General features: G+C 72.7%; 12 protein-coding genes. 7 read left to right on the plus strand and 5 right to left on the minus strand.

Annotated features, from left to right (window positions below; translation table 11 throughout):
• Nucleotides 1-210 precede the first annotated feature (210 nt).
• The 4 genes from ACFW6P_RS14425 (at nt 211) to ACFW6P_RS14440 (ending at nt 5,114) form a co-directional block, all read left to right on the plus strand.
• Nucleotides 211-1,713, plus strand: a complete 1,503-nt coding sequence (locus ACFW6P_RS14425) for a cellulose binding domain-containing protein (protein WP_386347935.1) — start codon at nt 211-213, stop codon at nt 1,711-1,713.
• A gap of 202 nt (nt 1,714-1,915) precedes the next feature.
• On the plus strand, nt 1,916-3,022 hold the full coding sequence (gene rsgA, locus ACFW6P_RS14430) for a ribosome small subunit-dependent GTPase A (protein ID WP_386347938.1): 1,107 nt from the start codon (nt 1,916-1,918) through the stop codon (nt 3,020-3,022).
• Nucleotides 3,023-3,204: 182 nt separating this feature from the next.
• On the plus strand, nt 3,205-4,620 hold the full coding sequence (locus tag ACFW6P_RS14435; RefSeq protein WP_386347940.1) for a bifunctional transcriptional activator/DNA repair enzyme AdaA: 1,416 nt from the start codon (nt 3,205-3,207) through the stop codon (nt 4,618-4,620).
• A complete protein-coding gene (locus ACFW6P_RS14440) occupies nt 4,620-5,114 on the plus strand; it encodes a methylated-DNA--[protein]-cysteine S-methyltransferase (protein ID WP_386347943.1) in 495 nt (164 codons plus the stop codon). The genes ACFW6P_RS14435 and ACFW6P_RS14440 overlap by 1 nt, the downstream gene beginning before the upstream one ends.
• Nucleotides 5,115-5,129: 15 nt before the next feature.
• Here ACFW6P_RS14440 and ACFW6P_RS14445 read toward each other — a convergent pair whose 3' ends face one another.
• Nucleotides 5,130-5,612 (minus strand): DUF456 domain-containing protein, encoded by a 483-nt coding sequence (locus ACFW6P_RS14445; protein WP_386347945.1) that lies wholly within the window; start codon nt 5,610-5,612, stop codon nt 5,130-5,132.
• 208 nt (nt 5,613-5,820) lie between these two features.
• On the opposite strand from ACFW6P_RS14445, the gene ACFW6P_RS14450 reads away from it, so the two are divergent.
• Nucleotides 5,821-7,584 carry a protein phosphatase 2C domain-containing protein gene (locus tag ACFW6P_RS14450; RefSeq protein ID WP_386423784.1) on the plus strand — a complete coding sequence of 588 codons (1,764 nt, stop codon included), beginning with the start codon at nt 5,821-5,823 and terminating at the stop codon, nt 7,582-7,584.
• A 216-nt stretch (nt 7,585-7,800) separates the two neighbouring features.
• Here ACFW6P_RS14450 and ACFW6P_RS14455 read toward each other — a convergent pair whose 3' ends face one another.
• From ACFW6P_RS14455 to ACFW6P_RS14470, 4 genes are all read right to left on the minus strand, one after another.
• Nucleotides 7,801-9,219 carry a C69 family dipeptidase gene (locus ACFW6P_RS14455; protein WP_386423786.1) on the minus strand — a complete coding sequence of 473 codons (1,419 nt, stop codon included), beginning with the start codon at nt 9,217-9,219 and terminating at the stop codon, nt 7,801-7,803.
• Between the two features lie 51 nt (nt 9,220-9,270).
• On the minus strand, nt 9,271-10,605 hold the full coding sequence (locus ACFW6P_RS14460; RefSeq protein ID WP_386423787.1) for an agmatine deiminase family protein: 1,335 nt from the start codon (nt 10,603-10,605) through the stop codon (nt 9,271-9,273).
• Between the two features lie 41 nt (nt 10,606-10,646).
• Entirely contained in the window at nt 10,647-11,894 is a 1,248-nt protein-coding gene (locus ACFW6P_RS14465) for a phosphatidylserine decarboxylase family protein (RefSeq protein ID WP_386423789.1), read from the minus strand.
• Between the two features lie 355 nt (nt 11,895-12,249).
• Entirely contained in the window at nt 12,250-13,743 is a 1,494-nt protein-coding gene (locus ACFW6P_RS14470; RefSeq protein WP_386347960.1) for a helix-turn-helix domain-containing protein, read from the minus strand.
• 231 nt (nt 13,744-13,974) lie between these two features.
• Between ACFW6P_RS14470 and ACFW6P_RS14475 the strand changes: the two genes are divergently transcribed.
• The gene (locus ACFW6P_RS14475; RefSeq protein ID WP_386347963.1) at nt 13,975-14,598 is read left to right on the plus strand and encodes a hypothetical protein; all 624 of its coding nucleotides are present in this window, start codon (nt 13,975-13,977) and stop codon (nt 14,596-14,598) included.
• Nucleotides 14,599-15,011: 413 nt separating this feature from the next.
• Nucleotides 15,012-15,503 (plus strand): ATP-binding protein, encoded by a 492-nt coding sequence (locus ACFW6P_RS14480; RefSeq protein WP_386347966.1) that lies wholly within the window; start codon nt 15,012-15,014, stop codon nt 15,501-15,503.
• Nucleotides 15,504-15,610: the final 107 nt, after the last annotated feature.

Consider the following 15,610-nt stretch of genomic DNA (forward strand, 5'->3'; position numbering starts at 1 on the left):
GGGGGTGGGCACAATTGTTTTACGTCAACGGGGGGGCGGGGGGGGGGGGGCGGGCCGGCCCCGCCCCCCCCCACAGCCGAAGCCCAGGATTCGAATACCCGGCTTGTCAGTGGTGTTCGTCACGTGAAAAGCTCGTCCCCTGCCCCGAGGTTTCCCCCAACTCCATTGTTGTCATGGTGAGTTGACCTCGCTTGTGGATGCAGGAGACTCATGCCCGACCTGCCGACCCCTCAGGACGCCTCCGAGGCCGCGCTGTTCTCCGAGTGCTGGGACGCGGTCCTCGCCTACGCCGACCTGTGCACCTCCGGCTCCACCGCCGCCGCACAACTGGGCCGCGAGGCGTTCGCGCACGGCATGCGCGAGATCCGCGACGCCGAAGCCTGCCCGGTCCGCGCAGCCGGCCGCCGCCCCGCCCGGCTGCCGCGCATCCCCCTGCTGCTGACCGCCGTACGCACCACCGCCGCCGCCTGGGAGGAGCAGGGCCAGGGCCACAAGCTCGACCCGGATCTGCGGCTGTGGCTCAACTCGGACAAGGCCGCACGCTACACCGGACCGCCCCTGCAGCGCCCGCTCGCGCTGCGCGGTCTGCGCGACCTGCAGCAGGCGGACGCCGAACTGCTGTGGCTGGCCGAGGTGGAGGCGCTGCCGCTGTCCCTGGTCGCCCGCCGGCTGGGCCTCGACCCGGGCTCCGCCGACGAGGAACTCCAGCAGGTGCGCAGCCTGTTCCGGGACCGCTGCCACCGCAATCACCTCGACACGCCGATGGACACGCGGTGCCGCAGCTACGCCCGGCTGCTGGACGCCGTCGCCCGCTCCTCGGTCGCCGACGCGCCCGGCGATCTCTCCCGGCACCTCGCCACCTGCGTGCAGTGCGCCGAGACCGCCGCCTGTCTGGGCCTGCACGGCGGAGGGCTGCCGGGCGCGCTGGCCGGCGGGGTGATCGGCTGGGGCGGACTCGCCTATCTGGAGCGCCGCCGCCGCGCCGCCGAGGTACGGCTCGGCGCCGGCCGCCCCGGCGCGACCGGAACAGAGGCCGGAGACGCACAGGACGGGGCGCAGAAGACGCGCGTCGCCCGCAACGGGCTGCTCGTGGCCGCCGTTCTCGTCTCCGCACTGGCCCTGGGCGTCACGCTCATGCCCTCCGGCGGGTCCGGCGGCGACTTCAAGGCGCGCGGCGAGGCCGACCGCCAGCCGGTGACCGACCCCGACCCCTCGCTGCCGGGCGCCCCTTCACTGCCGCCCGCGACCTCGAAGCCGGCCGGCCACGCCTCCGGGGACACGAAGGAGCCCCGCAAGCCCGAGGAGTCCGGCATGTCCGAGGGCAGGAACCGCCGCACCGAACCGCAGGGCACCTCCTCGCCCGCCGACCGGGACGAGCCCGAGGGGAGCGAGACCCCCGCCTGCCGGGTCGCCTACGACCTGGTCAACCAGTGGCCCGACGGCTTCCAGGCCACCGTCACCGTCACCAGCGCCGAACCCCTCGACTCCTGGCGCGTGTCCTTCTCCTTCCGGGACGGCCAGCAGGTCGGCCAGATGTGGGACGCCTCCGTCTCCCAGGACGGCTCGCGCGTCACCGCCACCGCCGCCGACTACAACAAGTCCGTCGCCGCGGGCGGCGACCTGGCGTTCGGCTTCCTCGCCTCCTGGCGCGGCAGGAACACACCGCCCCACGACTTCGAGCTGAACGGACGCGCCTGCACGAAAAGCGGTTGACGCGACCACGCCGTGACGGGATACCGTGACGGCGTTCTGCCAAGCGCAGAAGAGCAAGAAGAACTGAGCGACAAGGAGGTGTCGACCGATGACTGTCACTGCGACGAGCGCTGCCCGCATCCAGATCATCACGTCCACCTCCATGGCCGCCGGCTGATCCGACCGACCGTCGCGCCGGGGCCGACCTTGGAAAGGGTCACCCTTGTCCTCCAGTTCTGCTTCCTCCGTCTCCTCCGCGCTCGCTCCCTACGGCTGGGACGACGCGTGGGCCGAGGCGTTCACCCCCCACACCACCGAGGGACTGCTGCCCGGACGCGTCGTCCGGGTCGACCGCGGTCAGTGCGACGTCGCCACCGCGGGCGGGGTCCTGCGGGCCGACACCACGTTCGTCACCCCGCACGACCCGATGCGGGTCGTCTGCACCGGCGACTGGGTCGCCGTCGAACCCGGCGGCACCCCGCGCTACGTCCGCGCGTACCTGCCGCGCCGCACCGCGTTCGTCCGCTCCACCTCCTCCAAGCGGTCCGAGGGCCAGATCCTCGCGGCCAACGTCGACCACGCGATCGTCGCCGTCTCCCTCGCAGTGGAGCTCGATCTCGGCCGCGTCGAGCGGTTCCTCGCGCTCGCCTGGGAGTCCGGCGCGCAGCCCGTCGTCGTCCTCACCAAGGCCGACCTCGTGCCCGACGCCGCCACCCGCGCCCACCTCGTCCAGGACGTGGAGACCAGCGCGCCCGGCGTGCCGGTGGTGCCGGTCAGCGCCTTGGACGGGGACCGACTCGACGTGGTCGCGGCGCTCGTCGGCGGTGGCACCTCCGTGCTGCTCGGCCAGTCCGGCGCGGGCAAGTCGACCCTCGCCAACGCTCTGCTCGGCGAGGACGTCATGACCGTCCGGGCCACCCGGGACGTCGACGGCAAGGGCCGCCACACCACGACCACCCGCAACCTGCTCGTCCTGCCCGGCGGGGGCGTCCTCATCGACACGCCCGGACTGCGGGGCGTGGGCCTGTGGGACGCGGAGACCGGAGTCGGGCAGGTGTTCTCCGAGATCGAGGAGCTGGCCGAGCGCTGCCGCTTCCACGACTGCGCCCACGAGGCCGAGCCGGGCTGCGCGGTCCTGGCCGCCGTCGAGGACGGCGACCTCCCGGAGCGACGGCTGCACAGCTATCGCAAGCTCATGCGGGAGAACCAGCGCGTCGTCGCCAAGACCGACGCCCGCCTCCGTGCGGAGATCCGCAGGGAGTGGAAGCGGAAGGGAGCGATCGGAAAGGCGGCGATGGAGGCCAAGCGGGGGGCGCACTGGCGCGCGTAGCGGCTTGGGGCGGGGCGGGCGCGGCACGGGTTCCCGGGCCGCCGCGCCCGGCCTGGCCGTAGTGAGGGCCGTGCCCTCGGCAGGCGTCTGGTCCGGGGGTCCGGTGGTGGCGTCCAGCCGCGTCCGAGCGTCGTGTCCGATTTCCGCCAGCGGCCCGCCCGTCGGCGTCGGACACTGGATGCGTGACAGACCACGAGACGGACGAGGACACCAGGTACGAGGCCGTGCGCAGCCGCGACGCACGGTTCGACGGGGTGTTCTTCTTCGCTGTCGAGACGACCGGCATCTACTGCCGGCCGAGCTGTCCCGCGGTCACCCCGAAGCGGTCCAACGTCCGGTTCTTCACCACGGCCGCCGCCGCGCAGGGCTCCGGCTTCCGGGCCTGCCGGCGGTGCCGCCCGGACGCCGTGCCCGGCTCCGCCGAGTGGAACGTCCGCGCGGACGCGGTGGGCCGGGCCGTACGGCTGATCGCCGACGGCGTGGTCGACCGGGAGGGCGTCGCCGGACTCGCCGAGCGCCTCGGCTACAGCGCACGGCAGGTGCAGCGCCAGCTCACCGCGGAGCTGGGGGCCGGGCCGGTCGCACTCGCCCGGGCCCAGCGGGCCCACACCGCGCGCGTCCTGCTGCAGACGACCCGGCTGCCCGTCACCGAGATCGCGTTCGCCTCGGGCTTCGCCAGCGTGCGGCAGTTCAACGACACGATCCGGGCCGTCTACGCGTCGACCCCGAGCGCGCTGCGCGCCGCCGCCGCGCCGAAGGGCGGACGGGGCCGGCGCATCCCCGCTCCGGACGCCGGCATCCCGCTCCGGCTCGCCCACCGCGGCCGCTACATGGCCGGCCCCGTCTTCGACCTGCTGGAACGCGAGGCCGTCCCCGGCATCGAGGAGATCAGCGGCCCACCCGGCGGGCGCACGTACCGGCGCACGCTCCGTCTGCCCTACGGCACCGGCATCGCCGCCGTCGGCGAACGCCCCGGCAGCGCCCGCACCGGACACGGCCCCCACCCCGGCGGCTGGCTCGACGCCCGGCTGCACCTCACCGACCTCCGCGACCTCACCACCGCCGTGCAGCGGCTGCGGCGGCTGTTCGACCTCGACGCCGATCCCTACGCCGTCGACGAGCGCCTCGCCGCCGACCCCCGGCTCGCGCCCCTGGTCGCCGCCCGCCCCGGGCTGCGCTGCCCGGGCACCGCGGAACCGGAGGAACTGGCCGTGCGTGCGCTGGTCGACCGCACGGAGGCGGAACGGCTGGTACTCCGTTACGGCAAGGCCCTCGACACCCCCTGCGGCAGCCTCACCCACCTCTTTCCCGAGCCGTCCGTCCTCGCCGGGGCCGAACCGGGCGGCACCCTCGGCGCGCTCAGCGCCGCCCTGGCCGACGGTGCCGTACGCCTGGACCCGGGCGCCGACCGGGACGACGCGCACGACGCCCTGCGGGCCGTGCCCGGCCTGGACGCCCGTACTCTCGCCGAGATCCGCACCCGTGCCCTCGGCGACCCGGACGTGGCCCCGCCCGGCCTCGACGTCCCCGACAGCTGGCGCCCCTGGCGCTCGTACGCTCTGAACCACCTGCGCGCAGCGGGGGAGTGGGAGATGTGATGACCGACCCGACCTACTGGACCAGTGTGAGCTCCCCGCTGGGGCCCCTGCTCCTGACCGCCGCACCCACGGGCGCGCTCACCTCGGTGTCCGTGCCCGGGCAGAAGGGCGGGCGCGTGGTGCGGGACGACTGGCGCCGCGACCCCGGGCCCTTCCGCGCGGCCGAGGAGCAGCTCGCGGCGTACTTCGCCGGCGACCTGAAGGAGTTCCGGCTGCGGTGGCACGCCGAGGGCACCGCCTTCCGCGAGAAGGTCTGGGCCGCGCTGGACGACATCCCCTTCGGCTCGACCGTGACGTACGGCGAGATCGCCGCGCGCGTCGGGGCGCCCCGGGCGGCCGTCCGGGCCGTGGGCGGGGCGATCGGGGCGAATCCGCTGCTGGTGGTCCGGCCGTGCCACCGGGTGATCGGGGCGGACGGGACCCTGACGGGGTACGCGGGCGGACTGGACCGGAAGGTGCGGCTGCTGACCCACGAAGGGGTGCTGCCGGCCTGAGGGGCTCAGCCCGGCTCAGCCCCAGAACACCGCCCCCACCCAGGCCGCGGCGATCAGCTGGCAGGTGAACAGTTCGGCCAGGATGCCGGAGCCGCCCGCGCGCATCACGGTGCGCAGGGCGGTCCGGGCCTCGGCACGGCGGCCCAGGCGGTGCCGTTCGAACAGGTAGATGCCGGCCAGAAATCCCGGGATGGCTCCCAGGACGGGCACCAGGACGAAACCGAGGGTGGAGCAGGCACCGGCGTAGAACAGCATGCGGTGCGTCGAGCCGTCCGCGTGCAGCCGGCGCGGCGGCAGCGACCAGCGCACGCCCTGGGAGACGAGCAGCAGGACCGTGGCGCCCACCAGGACCCACCAGGCGACGGGCTCCGGGTCCTTCAGGGCCCACCACATGACCGCGGCCCACACCAGCCATGACCCGGGCACCGCGGGCAGCAGCACTCCGCACAGGCCGAGCAGGATGACCAGCCCGACCAGCAGGAGGTCCCACACTCCCATCTGACCAGACTGCCGGAACACGGAAGAAGACGCAGGTCAGCAGCGTGGCCGCGGTCGAGACCCGCAGGTCAGCCCGGCTGGCGGGTCCGGCGGGCACCATGTCGCACAGCCGTTCCACGGCTCACTCCACGCGCGGTTCGCGGCGGGTGCGGGGCCGGTTTTCCACAAGCCCCGTTCTCATCTGGCTCGTGGGGTGGACAATGACGGCATGAGCCAGCAGGGGGGAAGGCCCACCGGTCACGAGGACGAGTGGTGGGGGCAGTTGTACGACGACTCCACCGGCGACACGGGCCCCGCACCGGCCCCCGATTCCCTGGACGACCGCTTCGCCTCGGCGGCGGGCACGGTGGGCGAGCCGGAGGAATCCGACGGGGCGGGGGAGCAGCGGCCCGCGTCCGGTTCGGCGGCCGGAGGTTCCGGGCTCGACCTGTGGCTGAGCCCTCCGGACGCGTCGGCGGCGGGGCCCTCCGACGCGCAGCCGGTGCTCCCGGAGCCCCGGGCCGGGGCCGACGACGCGCCGGACGGGCCGCGTTCCGCAGACGGTGCCGTGCCAGGCGTCCCCGGGGAGCCGCCCTCGGCCCAGCCGACCGGGCCCGCCCCCGCCGGCACCCGGCCCACGACACCGGCGCCCGGCACGCCGTGGACCGCCCCTCCGGCCCCGGCCGGCCCGCCGTCCGCCGCACCGGGTCCGGTCGTTCAGCCGCCGTCATCGCGAGCTCACGACAACCCGCCGCCTCCCGTCGCCCCGCCGGGGACCGCACCGGATCCGGGTGCTCAGCCTCGGGTGTCCCGGCCTCCCGCCGCCCCACCCGTCCACGCCGCCCCACCCGCCCCTGCCGATCCCGGCGACCAACGGCCCACCTCACCCCCCGCCCCCGTCCCGCCGCCCCCCTCCACCGCCCTGTCGGCCACCGGGTTCCGCGCCCCACCGCCTCCCTTCGCCCCCCATCCCGATCCCGACGGCGACGACCCCGGCCCCCGGATCGAACCGGTCGCGCCCGCCCCCCGGGTTCGCGGCCACGTCGGGGCCCGGCCCCCCACCTATGACGCCGAGCCCACCGCGCTGCCCGCCGCCGACCCGGACGAGCTCGGTGATCTCGTCGCGGACACCGTGCTCGACGGGGCCCGGTACGGGGCCTGCACCCTGCGCGCCGCGTCCGTGCGGGGGGACTCCGCACGGTACCGGGGGGAGCCCCGGCGGGACTCGCTGCTGACCGCGCGGTTCGGGACCGGGGAGCGCGCGCTGGTGCTCGTGGCGATGGCGACCGGGGCCCGGGCCACGCGGGGCGCGCACCGGGCGGCGGCCGAGGCGTGCCAGTGGATCGGGCGGGCTGTGGGGCGCAGTCACGCGCGGCTGGTGGACGACATACGAGGCGGCCGGCGCGGCGACCTCAGGTCCGGGCTGCACCGCCTCACCGACCGCAGCCTCGGCAGACTCCGCGCCAGCGCCGCCGAACAGGGCGTCGAACCGGAGGAGTACGCGGCGAGCCTGCGCTGCCTGCTGCTGTCCGGGGACCCCGCCTGCCCCACCCGGGTGTTCTTCGGCGTCGGACCGGGTGGGCTGTTCCGGCTGCGCGAGGGAGCGTGGCAGGACATCGAGCCGCGGGTCGCCGAGGCCGAGGGCGGGGCCGTCGTCGGGTTCGGGTCGCCGCCCGCCGAGTCCCCGGGCGGCGACCGGCTCACCCTGGACCTGGGCGTCCCGACGCCGCCCAGCGCCTACGAACCGGCCCCGGAGCCGCCCCGCGAGCCCTTCCGGTTCCGCACCTCCATCGCCCGCCCGGGTGACACGCTCCTGATGTGCAGCGCCGGCCTCGCCGACCCCCTGCGCGGCGAACCGGAACTGGGCGACCATCTGGCCGACCGGTGGTCCGGGCCCGAGCCGCCGGGCCTCGCCGCGTTCCTCGCCGACTCCCAGGTCCGGGTCAAGGGGTACGCGGACGACCGCACGCTGGCCGCGGTCTGGGAGGCGTGAGGGTGGCCCTCGTCGACGTCGTGACCGATCCCGACGCGCTGTCCGCCCCCCCGAAGTTCAACGCGGAGACGGTGACCGGCTTCGCCCTGTCTGCGTCCAAGGTCGTGCCGGGCGGCGCGGCCGGGCGGCCGGACCGGGCGGATGCCGCAGATGGTCCGCTCCCCTCTGCGCGACGTGCCCAGGCCGTAGGCTCCAGCCGGTCCGGCTCCGGCGCCGTCACGACGGGGTGCGCATCTCCACGGCGTGCTTCTCCGCGTCGCGGGCGGCGATCTCGGTCATGAGTCCGGAGGATTCCCGGGTGGCGAGGTCGAGGGCCTGAGCGGCGACGGCCGCGCTGTACCGCTCCGCCAGATCGACCGCGGTCTCCCGGTCGGTCCGGTAGGCGTCACCGAGAATGGCTCTCAGCCGTGGTGCCCGCTCCAGCTGCCGTCGCTCGAACTCCCGCCACCACGCTTCCTTCTTCGTCTCCCCGATCCGTTCGACGAGCGCCTCGAGTGCGTGTGCTCCCAGGAACGCCCAGTAGGCGGAGTCGGGTGAGAACGTGTCACCGCCGCGGGCGTACCTCACCGGGACGTGCCGCATGGCGCTGTAGAGCGGCAGGTAAGGGGATCCGAGAGGTGTGCTCACGGCCTGCCAGATCAGCCCGGTCAGTTCCCGGGGCAGACGCCGGTCGAGGACGATGACGTGGCTCTCCGCCGTCTTCTCGTAGCCGATCGGCCGGGTGGCCCTGCCGTCGAGCACCGTGCCGTCGTAGGTGGCGCGAAGGACGCGCATGACGTCGGATACATCCAGTTCCCGATCGGGTGCCAGGAACAGGGGGTACTGCACCTGCCGCTCCGGCTGGACGAGTGACGGTGTCAGCTTGCTCTGGGCCAGCCAGACGCGGTCCACGTTGTAGGGGTTGCCGAGCACACCGAACGCCTTGGCGAAATTGAAGGAGGCGCGACGGGGAGCGTCGAGGAGTCGGTGCTTCTCCGTGAACTCGAAGAGACCAGGCGAGTGGCGTACGGAATCGGCATCCAGATCGACGTCGTGCACCCGCATGTCGTTGGCCACGGCGATGTAGGCCCCGTCGGGCACACGTACCGCGATCCAGTGGTGGCCCGCACCGATCTCGATGTACCAGCACGCGTCCGGATCGCCGATGAGGAGGCCGTTCGCCTCGCTCGCCCCGTACGTCTCGACGTAGGAGCCGACGAGGTCGACCCCGTGCCGGGCGGAGGTCGCCTGCGGCAGGACGAGAGTCGGAAGGATCGACTCCTCGACACCCGCCGGCTGGAAGGGATCAGCCGCTTTCGCCCGCTCGTTCGTCTCCATGGAATTGGTCGCGGACACCGCCACGTTGCACGCGTTGACCCCGCGCTCCTCGAAGAAGTAGTGGTCGCCGACCGCGTGAGTGGCCTCCGCCGCGCCGATCGCGTCCGGCATGGCACTGTAGGGGATCACGGCATCGGGCACCGGGACGCGCAGGCCGTTGCCCAGGGTCCAGGTCCCGTCCCGGACGGACGACGTACCGCTGACCGCGTACTGCGGCACCCGCCGAAAGGCGAGGTACTTGTCGCAGTTGGGCCGGGTGAAGTCCTCGTTCCTCGCCAGGACCAGCACGTTGCCCTCGGTCGCATGCTTCCCTGCCATGATGCTGGTGCACATGAGGGGACCTTCCGTCAGGCCGGGTCGGCCTTCTCTTCAGCAGGGCACCTGGCTACGGAGCCAGTCGTCGACCACCTCGCGTGGGACGCCGTGGGTGCGGCAGTGCAGCGCGTCCGTCCCCAGCCACGGGGTCTCCGGCCTGGGCTGGATGCCCACGACGCTGTGTTCCGGCAGAGCCTCACCGTAGGCGGCCAGGGCGGCCTCGTCGTGCTTCTCGTGCGGCGACCCGGCCAGCGGAACGTAGACGTGGTCGTTGAGGATGAGACTGTTGACGTAGGCGGCCGTGGTGGCCGGGGTCTCCGCGCCGGGGATGTAGACGTTCTGGCACATGACGCGCGTCACCTCGAAGCCCTCACCGGCGAACCGCGAGGCGATGGCGTCGAGTTTCTCCGCGACCCTGGGGTCCTGCGACTTGGCGATCAGGACCTTTCGCCGGGCCAGGAACTTGCCCCAGCAGTCGATGTGCCCTATGTACGTCCCGGTCGGGTCCGCGAAGACGAGGTAGGTGTGAATGCCCATGAAGCGGTTGAACTGCTCGAGGATGTACTCCATCCGCTGGGCGATCACGTCCTGGCTCGGGTGCATCGTCTGGTCCCGCCGCGCCACGGGCAGTTCGTTCTGCGTGGCCACCAGGTAGGAGGAGGCGATGACTCCGTCCCCGGTCACCATGTAATTGCCGCCGACCTCCAGGAGGCCTGTGCAGTACCAGTTGTGCGGAGGGATCTGCTCGAGCCGCTTGCTGTGCCAGCGAGCGGCGTCCCAGGAACGAATCGGCGCGTTCAGGTAGTCGGAGAACTTGGCCGCCCCCGCGTCGTCGTTCGGGCGGAAGATGCCGAGTCCCTGACGAGGCGTGACGTGTTCGGCACCCTCGACCAGGCCGACCGCGCCGCCTCCCAGGCTCGTGTAGATGTGTTTCGCCACTCCGAAGTGTCCGGTCGTCTCGTTCTTCACCCACCAGGGCGCGTAGTCACGGGTCCAGTAGGTGTCGGTGTCCCACGGCACCAGATGAAGCCGCTCCGGTGCGAACGGGAGATCGAACTGGCGGGCACTTCGTGCCAGACGGCCGCGCAAGGTGGCCAGCTCCTCCGGATCGTCGCAGAGGACGAATATCTCCACCGGCCTGCCGGTGCCGATCTGCTGCATGCGGATGATCAGCTCGTCGGGGATGCCGAACGACCGGGGCTTCGTCGGAGGAAGCTGTATGTGATCACTCGGCTGCGCGACCACGCCGGGACAGGCGATCAGGACACCGCCCATGGGCGCGAACTCCGGAACGGCTCGCACGGGAGAGGGCCGGTGGTTCTGGTAGACGTCGTCCGGTGGGGGCGTGAAGGGCAGACCCGTTTGCTGCTCGAAGGCGCGGGTGAGCATTTCGGGACCAGGCCGGCGCATAGGGTGCCGTGCGAAGTTTTTCATGGCACTACTCTCGCGATGTGTGCGTTGACCGGAATATTGGTGGCATCGATGCTCGGCAGCTGGCCATGGAAGTCGAACTCGAGGTTCACTTCCGGCCTGAAGATGAGGCAGTGGGTGGAGCCTCCGAAGTGGAACATGCCCAGTTCGTCACCCTTCTTCACGTGCTGCCCCTCGTACACGCTGATGTCGCACGTGGAGACTTCGGCCATGCCCACGGGCAGTACGCACATGAGCCCGATGGCGGGATCGTCGGCCTCGATGAAAATCATCGCCCGGGTGGCGACCTCCGTGATGTACCCCTGCGACTCGTTCGGTCCGGAAGGGTCGTACCCTTCCTCCGGGGTCTCGGAGTAGTACGTCCCGTCCTGGACGTATGCCTTGACGACGCGTCCCGCGACGGGGCTGTGCCAGCGGTGGTAGCTGAATGCGCTGAGGAAAGCCTGGTAGACGGTGCCGCCTGTGAACCGGTCCGTCCACGGGTCATTGGCGAGCATATGGATCAGGGAATAGGGCTGTCCCTTGATCCAGAAGCGGTCCTTGTCCCTGACATCGGTGCTCAGGCGGTAGGGGGCCGACTCGCAGGCGTTGGTGATGACGCGGCTGTCATCGGGTTCCGCCACCGGCCGTACGCCCTGGCGGAACCGGCGTGTGAAGAACTCGTCCCAGGAGTTGAACCCGAAGTGCGGCTTCGTCGTCTCGCACTCGTAGGTGTCGGCGAAATGCGGCATGTGCTGGGTGAGCGCGGGCCTGCCGAACCATCCCGTGTCACTCTCGTTCAGGACGGCGGCCGAGTCGGAGGACCTCAGGAAGACCGCCCACTCGTCGAGCATCTTCTTGAACTGGGCGTTGACCTTGTCGTTCAAGAAGGCCGCGAATCCGGCATGTGTCCCCATCGCCCAGTCGAGAATCGCGTTGATGGGGAAACCCACGAGGCCACTCTCGTTGTATTCCGGGGCGTGCGTCATGATGCGATTGAAAAGACGCAGCATTTGTTCGACGGTCTTGACCTGTGGCTCGTTGGTCGGCGTCTCCTTGTACGGCACCTGCTCAAGCATGAAAGAGAAGAGCATATGGACTTCGGGGTCTTCTCGGATGAGCCTGGCGAAATCCTCGATCACGGGGAGGAGTGGGGCTTCCCGTGTCGTCTCGACTTCATCGATGAGATCGTCCAGCCATCGACGGAGAAATTCCTGGTCCGAAGGAAGCCAGTTTCCGACCCGGAACGGCTTTGTCGCGGTCGCCATGATGTCTCCTGTTCGCGTGCCGCCCACGCGTGGACGCCCCGCTTTTCGGCGGCCCATGAGCCGGGGGCTCGCTGCCGAGCGCAGAGCCGGGGGCGAGAGAGATCGCCTGGAGAATTCCCTGGAGAAAAGGTCCGGGCGAATCTGCCCTGACCTGGATCTGGAGGGGCTGTAAGATGCCCTTTATGACAGTCTGCGACGCTGTGGGCAGGCCCGCAACCAGACGTCCCGTCTCCTGCCGAGATCGAATCCTGAATTTGATTCCCGGACGTGAGGGGAATGCACACGTCGTTTCGGCCGGTGAGACGACGGTCGCCGACGGGGGCGGTGAAGGGCCCCGACGCGCGGGAGGAGATCCCTAGTCCGACGGAGCCCACCGGCGTGCCGAGGTGTCGTACGTGTACCGGGGCAGGCCCGTGAGGGAGCTGGTGCGGAACGGGCTGCCGCCGTCGTCGACCCGGACCGTGCCCCGGCGGCCCTGGGAGGACCAGTCCAGCTCCAGGTACCAGCGGCAGTCGCACCCCTGCGTCCGGGCGGTGACCAGCAGCACCTCGGGGTCCCGCGCCGAGACGCGGTACGGCAGGCTCACCGCCGGGATCGGCGTGCCGGCGTCGCTCCCGGCGACCGCGCGGGCGAGGGGGCGGTCCTTGTCCAGGTCCACGTCGAAGGAGCGCGGGGTGAGCGCGCCGCCGCAGCCCTGGTCCATGGCGTAGGCGTTGCCCCCCGCGGGGGTCTGACGCCCCACCACGCGCACGCGCAGCGCCTCCAGGACGACGGCCGTGTCGGTCCGGCCCTGCACCGACAGCCGGACGATCGTCTCGCCCCCGTGCACCGCGCTCTGCGTCGCCGCCCAGGTGCCCGCGTCCTGCGGGGCCGGGGGCGGCGGCACCTGTTCCGGCGGTTCGGCGATCACGTAGTCGTGCCCGCAGCCGTACTTCCAGGCGTGGGAGTCGGCGGACCAGGTGAGGGGCGGTGCGGCGGCCGGGCCGCGGTCCGGTGGGGTGCTGGTGCGGGCCGAGGCCGAGGGGGCGGCCTTCTTCCCCGGGGTGGTGGCCGAGGGCGAGGGCGGCTCGGACGTGCGGGAGTCGCGCGGGGTGGGGGAGGGAGAGGCGGAGCGCCGGGCGGGTGCGCCGCCTTCCGGGCTGCCGGTCGCCGCGGGGCCTCCGGCCGCCGTACGGGCAGGGCCGTCGGCGGCGGCGCGCCGGCCGTCGGGCAGCGCGGCCGGACTCCCGAGTGCCGCCAGCACGGCACAGGCGGCGGCCAGCCCCACGGCTGTCCGCCGGCGGCGGTACGAGGAGCGCGCCGGGCGCGGGGAGCGGGCGAACGCGGCGTCGTCGCCCCGGCCTGCGGCAGTCGCGTCGTCCGTGCCCGGGGGTACGGCGACCACCGTCTTGGGGGGCGTGGTCCCGGCGGCTTCGTTGGCGGGTGGGGTTTCGGCGGCCTCCGTATCCGGCGTGGACACGGCGGCTTCCTTGCCGAGCGTGGTCTTGGCCGTCTCCGTGCCGGGCGTGGCCTCGGTCGCCTCGTCGCCGGGTGTGGTTTCGGCTGCCTCCTTGCCGGATGCGCCCTCGGCCGCCTCCCTTCGGGGTCTTCGCCGGGACGCCACCGCCAGGAGCCAGCGGCGGTGCAGTTCCAGGCGCTCCTGGGCGGTCGCGCCGCAGAGGGCCGCGAAGCGTTCCACGGGGGCGAAGTCGACGGGGACCGCGTCCCCGGCGCAGTAGCGGTGCAGGGTCGAGGTGTTCATGGCCAGACGGCGGGCCAGGGAGCCGTAGCTGCGGTCCGTGCGGTCCTTCAGCGACCGCAGCAGCGCCGCGAACTCCCCGACGTCGCCGAGGTCCTCGTGTCCCGACACCGTTCCCCCGTCTCCTGCGTCGACCCGGCCCGGGACGGTATCCCAGGCACCCCATGTACCTGCACGTCAGAGGGGCTGGGATGGTTCCACCCCCGTCGATCGGGCGCGGGCCGTTGCGCCCGTCCGCCAAGACCGCCGATGCTCTTGGTGTCGCACCGGACGGGCCCGGGCCGGCCGGCCCGCGCCGCGACGGTATCCGACATCCACGCACTGACCCACGGGGGGACACCCATGCCCATGCGCATCCGGACCGGCACGCTCACCGCGCTCACCGCCGCGGCCCTCGCCGCCGGCACGGTCCTCACCGCCCCTGCGGCGGGCGCCGCTCCGAAGGCCGTCCAGCCCACGTTCCTGTCGGCGTCCCAGCTGCCGCCGCACCCGTTCTCCGCCTGGACCGCCGGTCCGGTCACCGCCGGCTTCCCGGAGGAACGCGGCTCCTGCCTGGGCCCGGAGGGGCTGCCCGGTGACGACTACCGGCACCGGGCGTTCTGGACCGACCTGGACACCAGCGCAGTGCAGGTCACCGTCGTCACGGGCTCCACCGCCAAGGCCAAGGCCCTGGCGAAGGCACTGGACGACAGGATCCGTACCTGTGCCGACCGCATCGAGGACTCCTCCCCGGACACCCGGGCCGAGGGCCGGTACTACGGCACGCTGCCCGTCGAGGAGGGCGCCCGCGTCCGGGGTCTGCACACGGAGACGGACTACGGCGCCACCGACATCTCCCTGCTGTCCGTCGGACGCGACGGCAAGACCGTCACCGTCGTCGAGTGGGGGCAGATGGGCGACTTCGACGACGCGCCCGTGGCCGCGTTCAAGAAGACGACCACCACCGCCGTCAACAAGCTGTACTGATGGCGCGCTCACGGGGCCGTCCTCCGCCACGGGGGTGGGGAGGACGGCCCCGTACCGGTCGGTGTCCCCGAAAGGCCGTCGTGGTCCGGCCAACTTCACCGCACCGCCGGGGACGCGACTGGGCCGCCCCGGCCGTTCACGGCGTACGCCGGGATCGGCGCACGGCCGTCGGCCCGTGCTCCGATCTCGGGCCGTCAGGATCCGCCCCGGGACGCCCCGCCGCCGTCCTCTCGTCCCCCTGCCGCGCCCGCGGCACTGCTCGAGGCCGCCGAGCATGTGCCATCCGCCCCGGTCGCGTGGCCGAACACCGGTTGTCGACCATCCGGCATGACTGGCGCGTGTGCCAGAGGGCATGCATCCCCTGAACGTGTTCGAGCTGGAGGGGAAGCGACATCGGCGCGCGGGCGGGGGACATGGAGAGGCAGGCACGACGGGGCGGTCCCATCACGGTGGAGGCCTTCCCGGCACAGACGGCGCAGGACAGGACCGACGACCTCACGGAGCGGACGGCGGAGCCTCGGTTGAGGCGCAGACTCGGGCGGGCGGACCTGCGGGCCGTGCCGGAGGCCCGCAAGGCGCTGCGGGAACTGCTCGGGCACTGGGGGAGGCCCGGGCGATCGGACATCACCGACATCGCGGAGTTGCTGACCAGCGAACTCGTCACCAATGCGATCGTGCACACCGACCACGACGCGGTCCTGACGGCCACGGTCGGGCCGCGCGGACTGCACGTGGAGGTGCGGGACTTCGTGGCCCGCAGACCGCGCGTGCGCCTGTCGGTCGCCGACGACGGTACGAACGGCAGGGGGCTCTTCCTGGTGCAGTCCCTCGCGGACGCCTGGGGGGTCCGGCCGCACGGAGTGGGCAAGGCCGTCTGGTTCGAGCTGGGCGCCGAGGCGGCGTGAACACCGAGGGGGGGCCGGCCGGGGGGCGGCCCCCCGCCCGGGGCCGGGGGGCAAAGGGCGGAACGGGAAGCGGGGGGGGGTGGAGGTGGGAGCGGTGCCCGGGGTCC

The organism is Streptomyces sp. NPDC058741 (genome assembly GCF_042746715.1).
GTDB lineage: Bacteria > Actinomycetota > Actinomycetes > Streptomycetales > Streptomycetaceae > Streptomyces.

Bases quoted from the DNA above. Each gene is read 5' to 3' on its own strand.
- ACFW6P_RS14425 (WP_386347935.1), top strand. From the start codon at position 211: ATGCCCGACCTGCCGACCCCTCAGGACGCCTCCGAGGCCGCGCTGTTC.
- ACFW6P_RS14440 (WP_386347943.1), top strand. From the start codon at position 4,620: ATGACCGACCCGACCTACTGGACCAGTGTGAGCTCCCCGCTGGGGCCC.
- ACFW6P_RS14445 (WP_386347945.1), bottom strand. From the start codon at position 5,612: ATGGGAGTGTGGGACCTCCTGCTGGTCGGGCTGGTCATCCTGCTCGGC.
- ACFW6P_RS14450 (WP_386423784.1), top strand. From the start codon at position 5,821: ATGAGCCAGCAGGGGGGAAGGCCCACCGGTCACGAGGACGAGTGGTGG.
- ACFW6P_RS14455 (WP_386423786.1), bottom strand. From the start codon at position 9,219: ATGGCAGGGAAGCATGCGACCGAGGGCAACGTGCTGGTCCTGGCGAGG.
- ACFW6P_RS14460 (WP_386423787.1), bottom strand. From the start codon at position 10,605: ATGCTCACCCGCGCCTTCGAGCAGCAAACGGGTCTGCCCTTCACGCCC.
- ACFW6P_RS14465 (WP_386423789.1), bottom strand. From the start codon at position 11,894: ATGGCGACCGCGACAAAGCCGTTCCGGGTCGGAAACTGGCTTCCTTCG.
- ACFW6P_RS14475 (WP_386347963.1), top strand. From the start codon at position 13,975: ATGCCCATGCGCATCCGGACCGGCACGCTCACCGCGCTCACCGCCGCG.
- ACFW6P_RS14480 (WP_386347966.1), top strand. From the start codon at position 15,012: ATGGAGAGGCAGGCACGACGGGGCGGTCCCATCACGGTGGAGGCCTTC.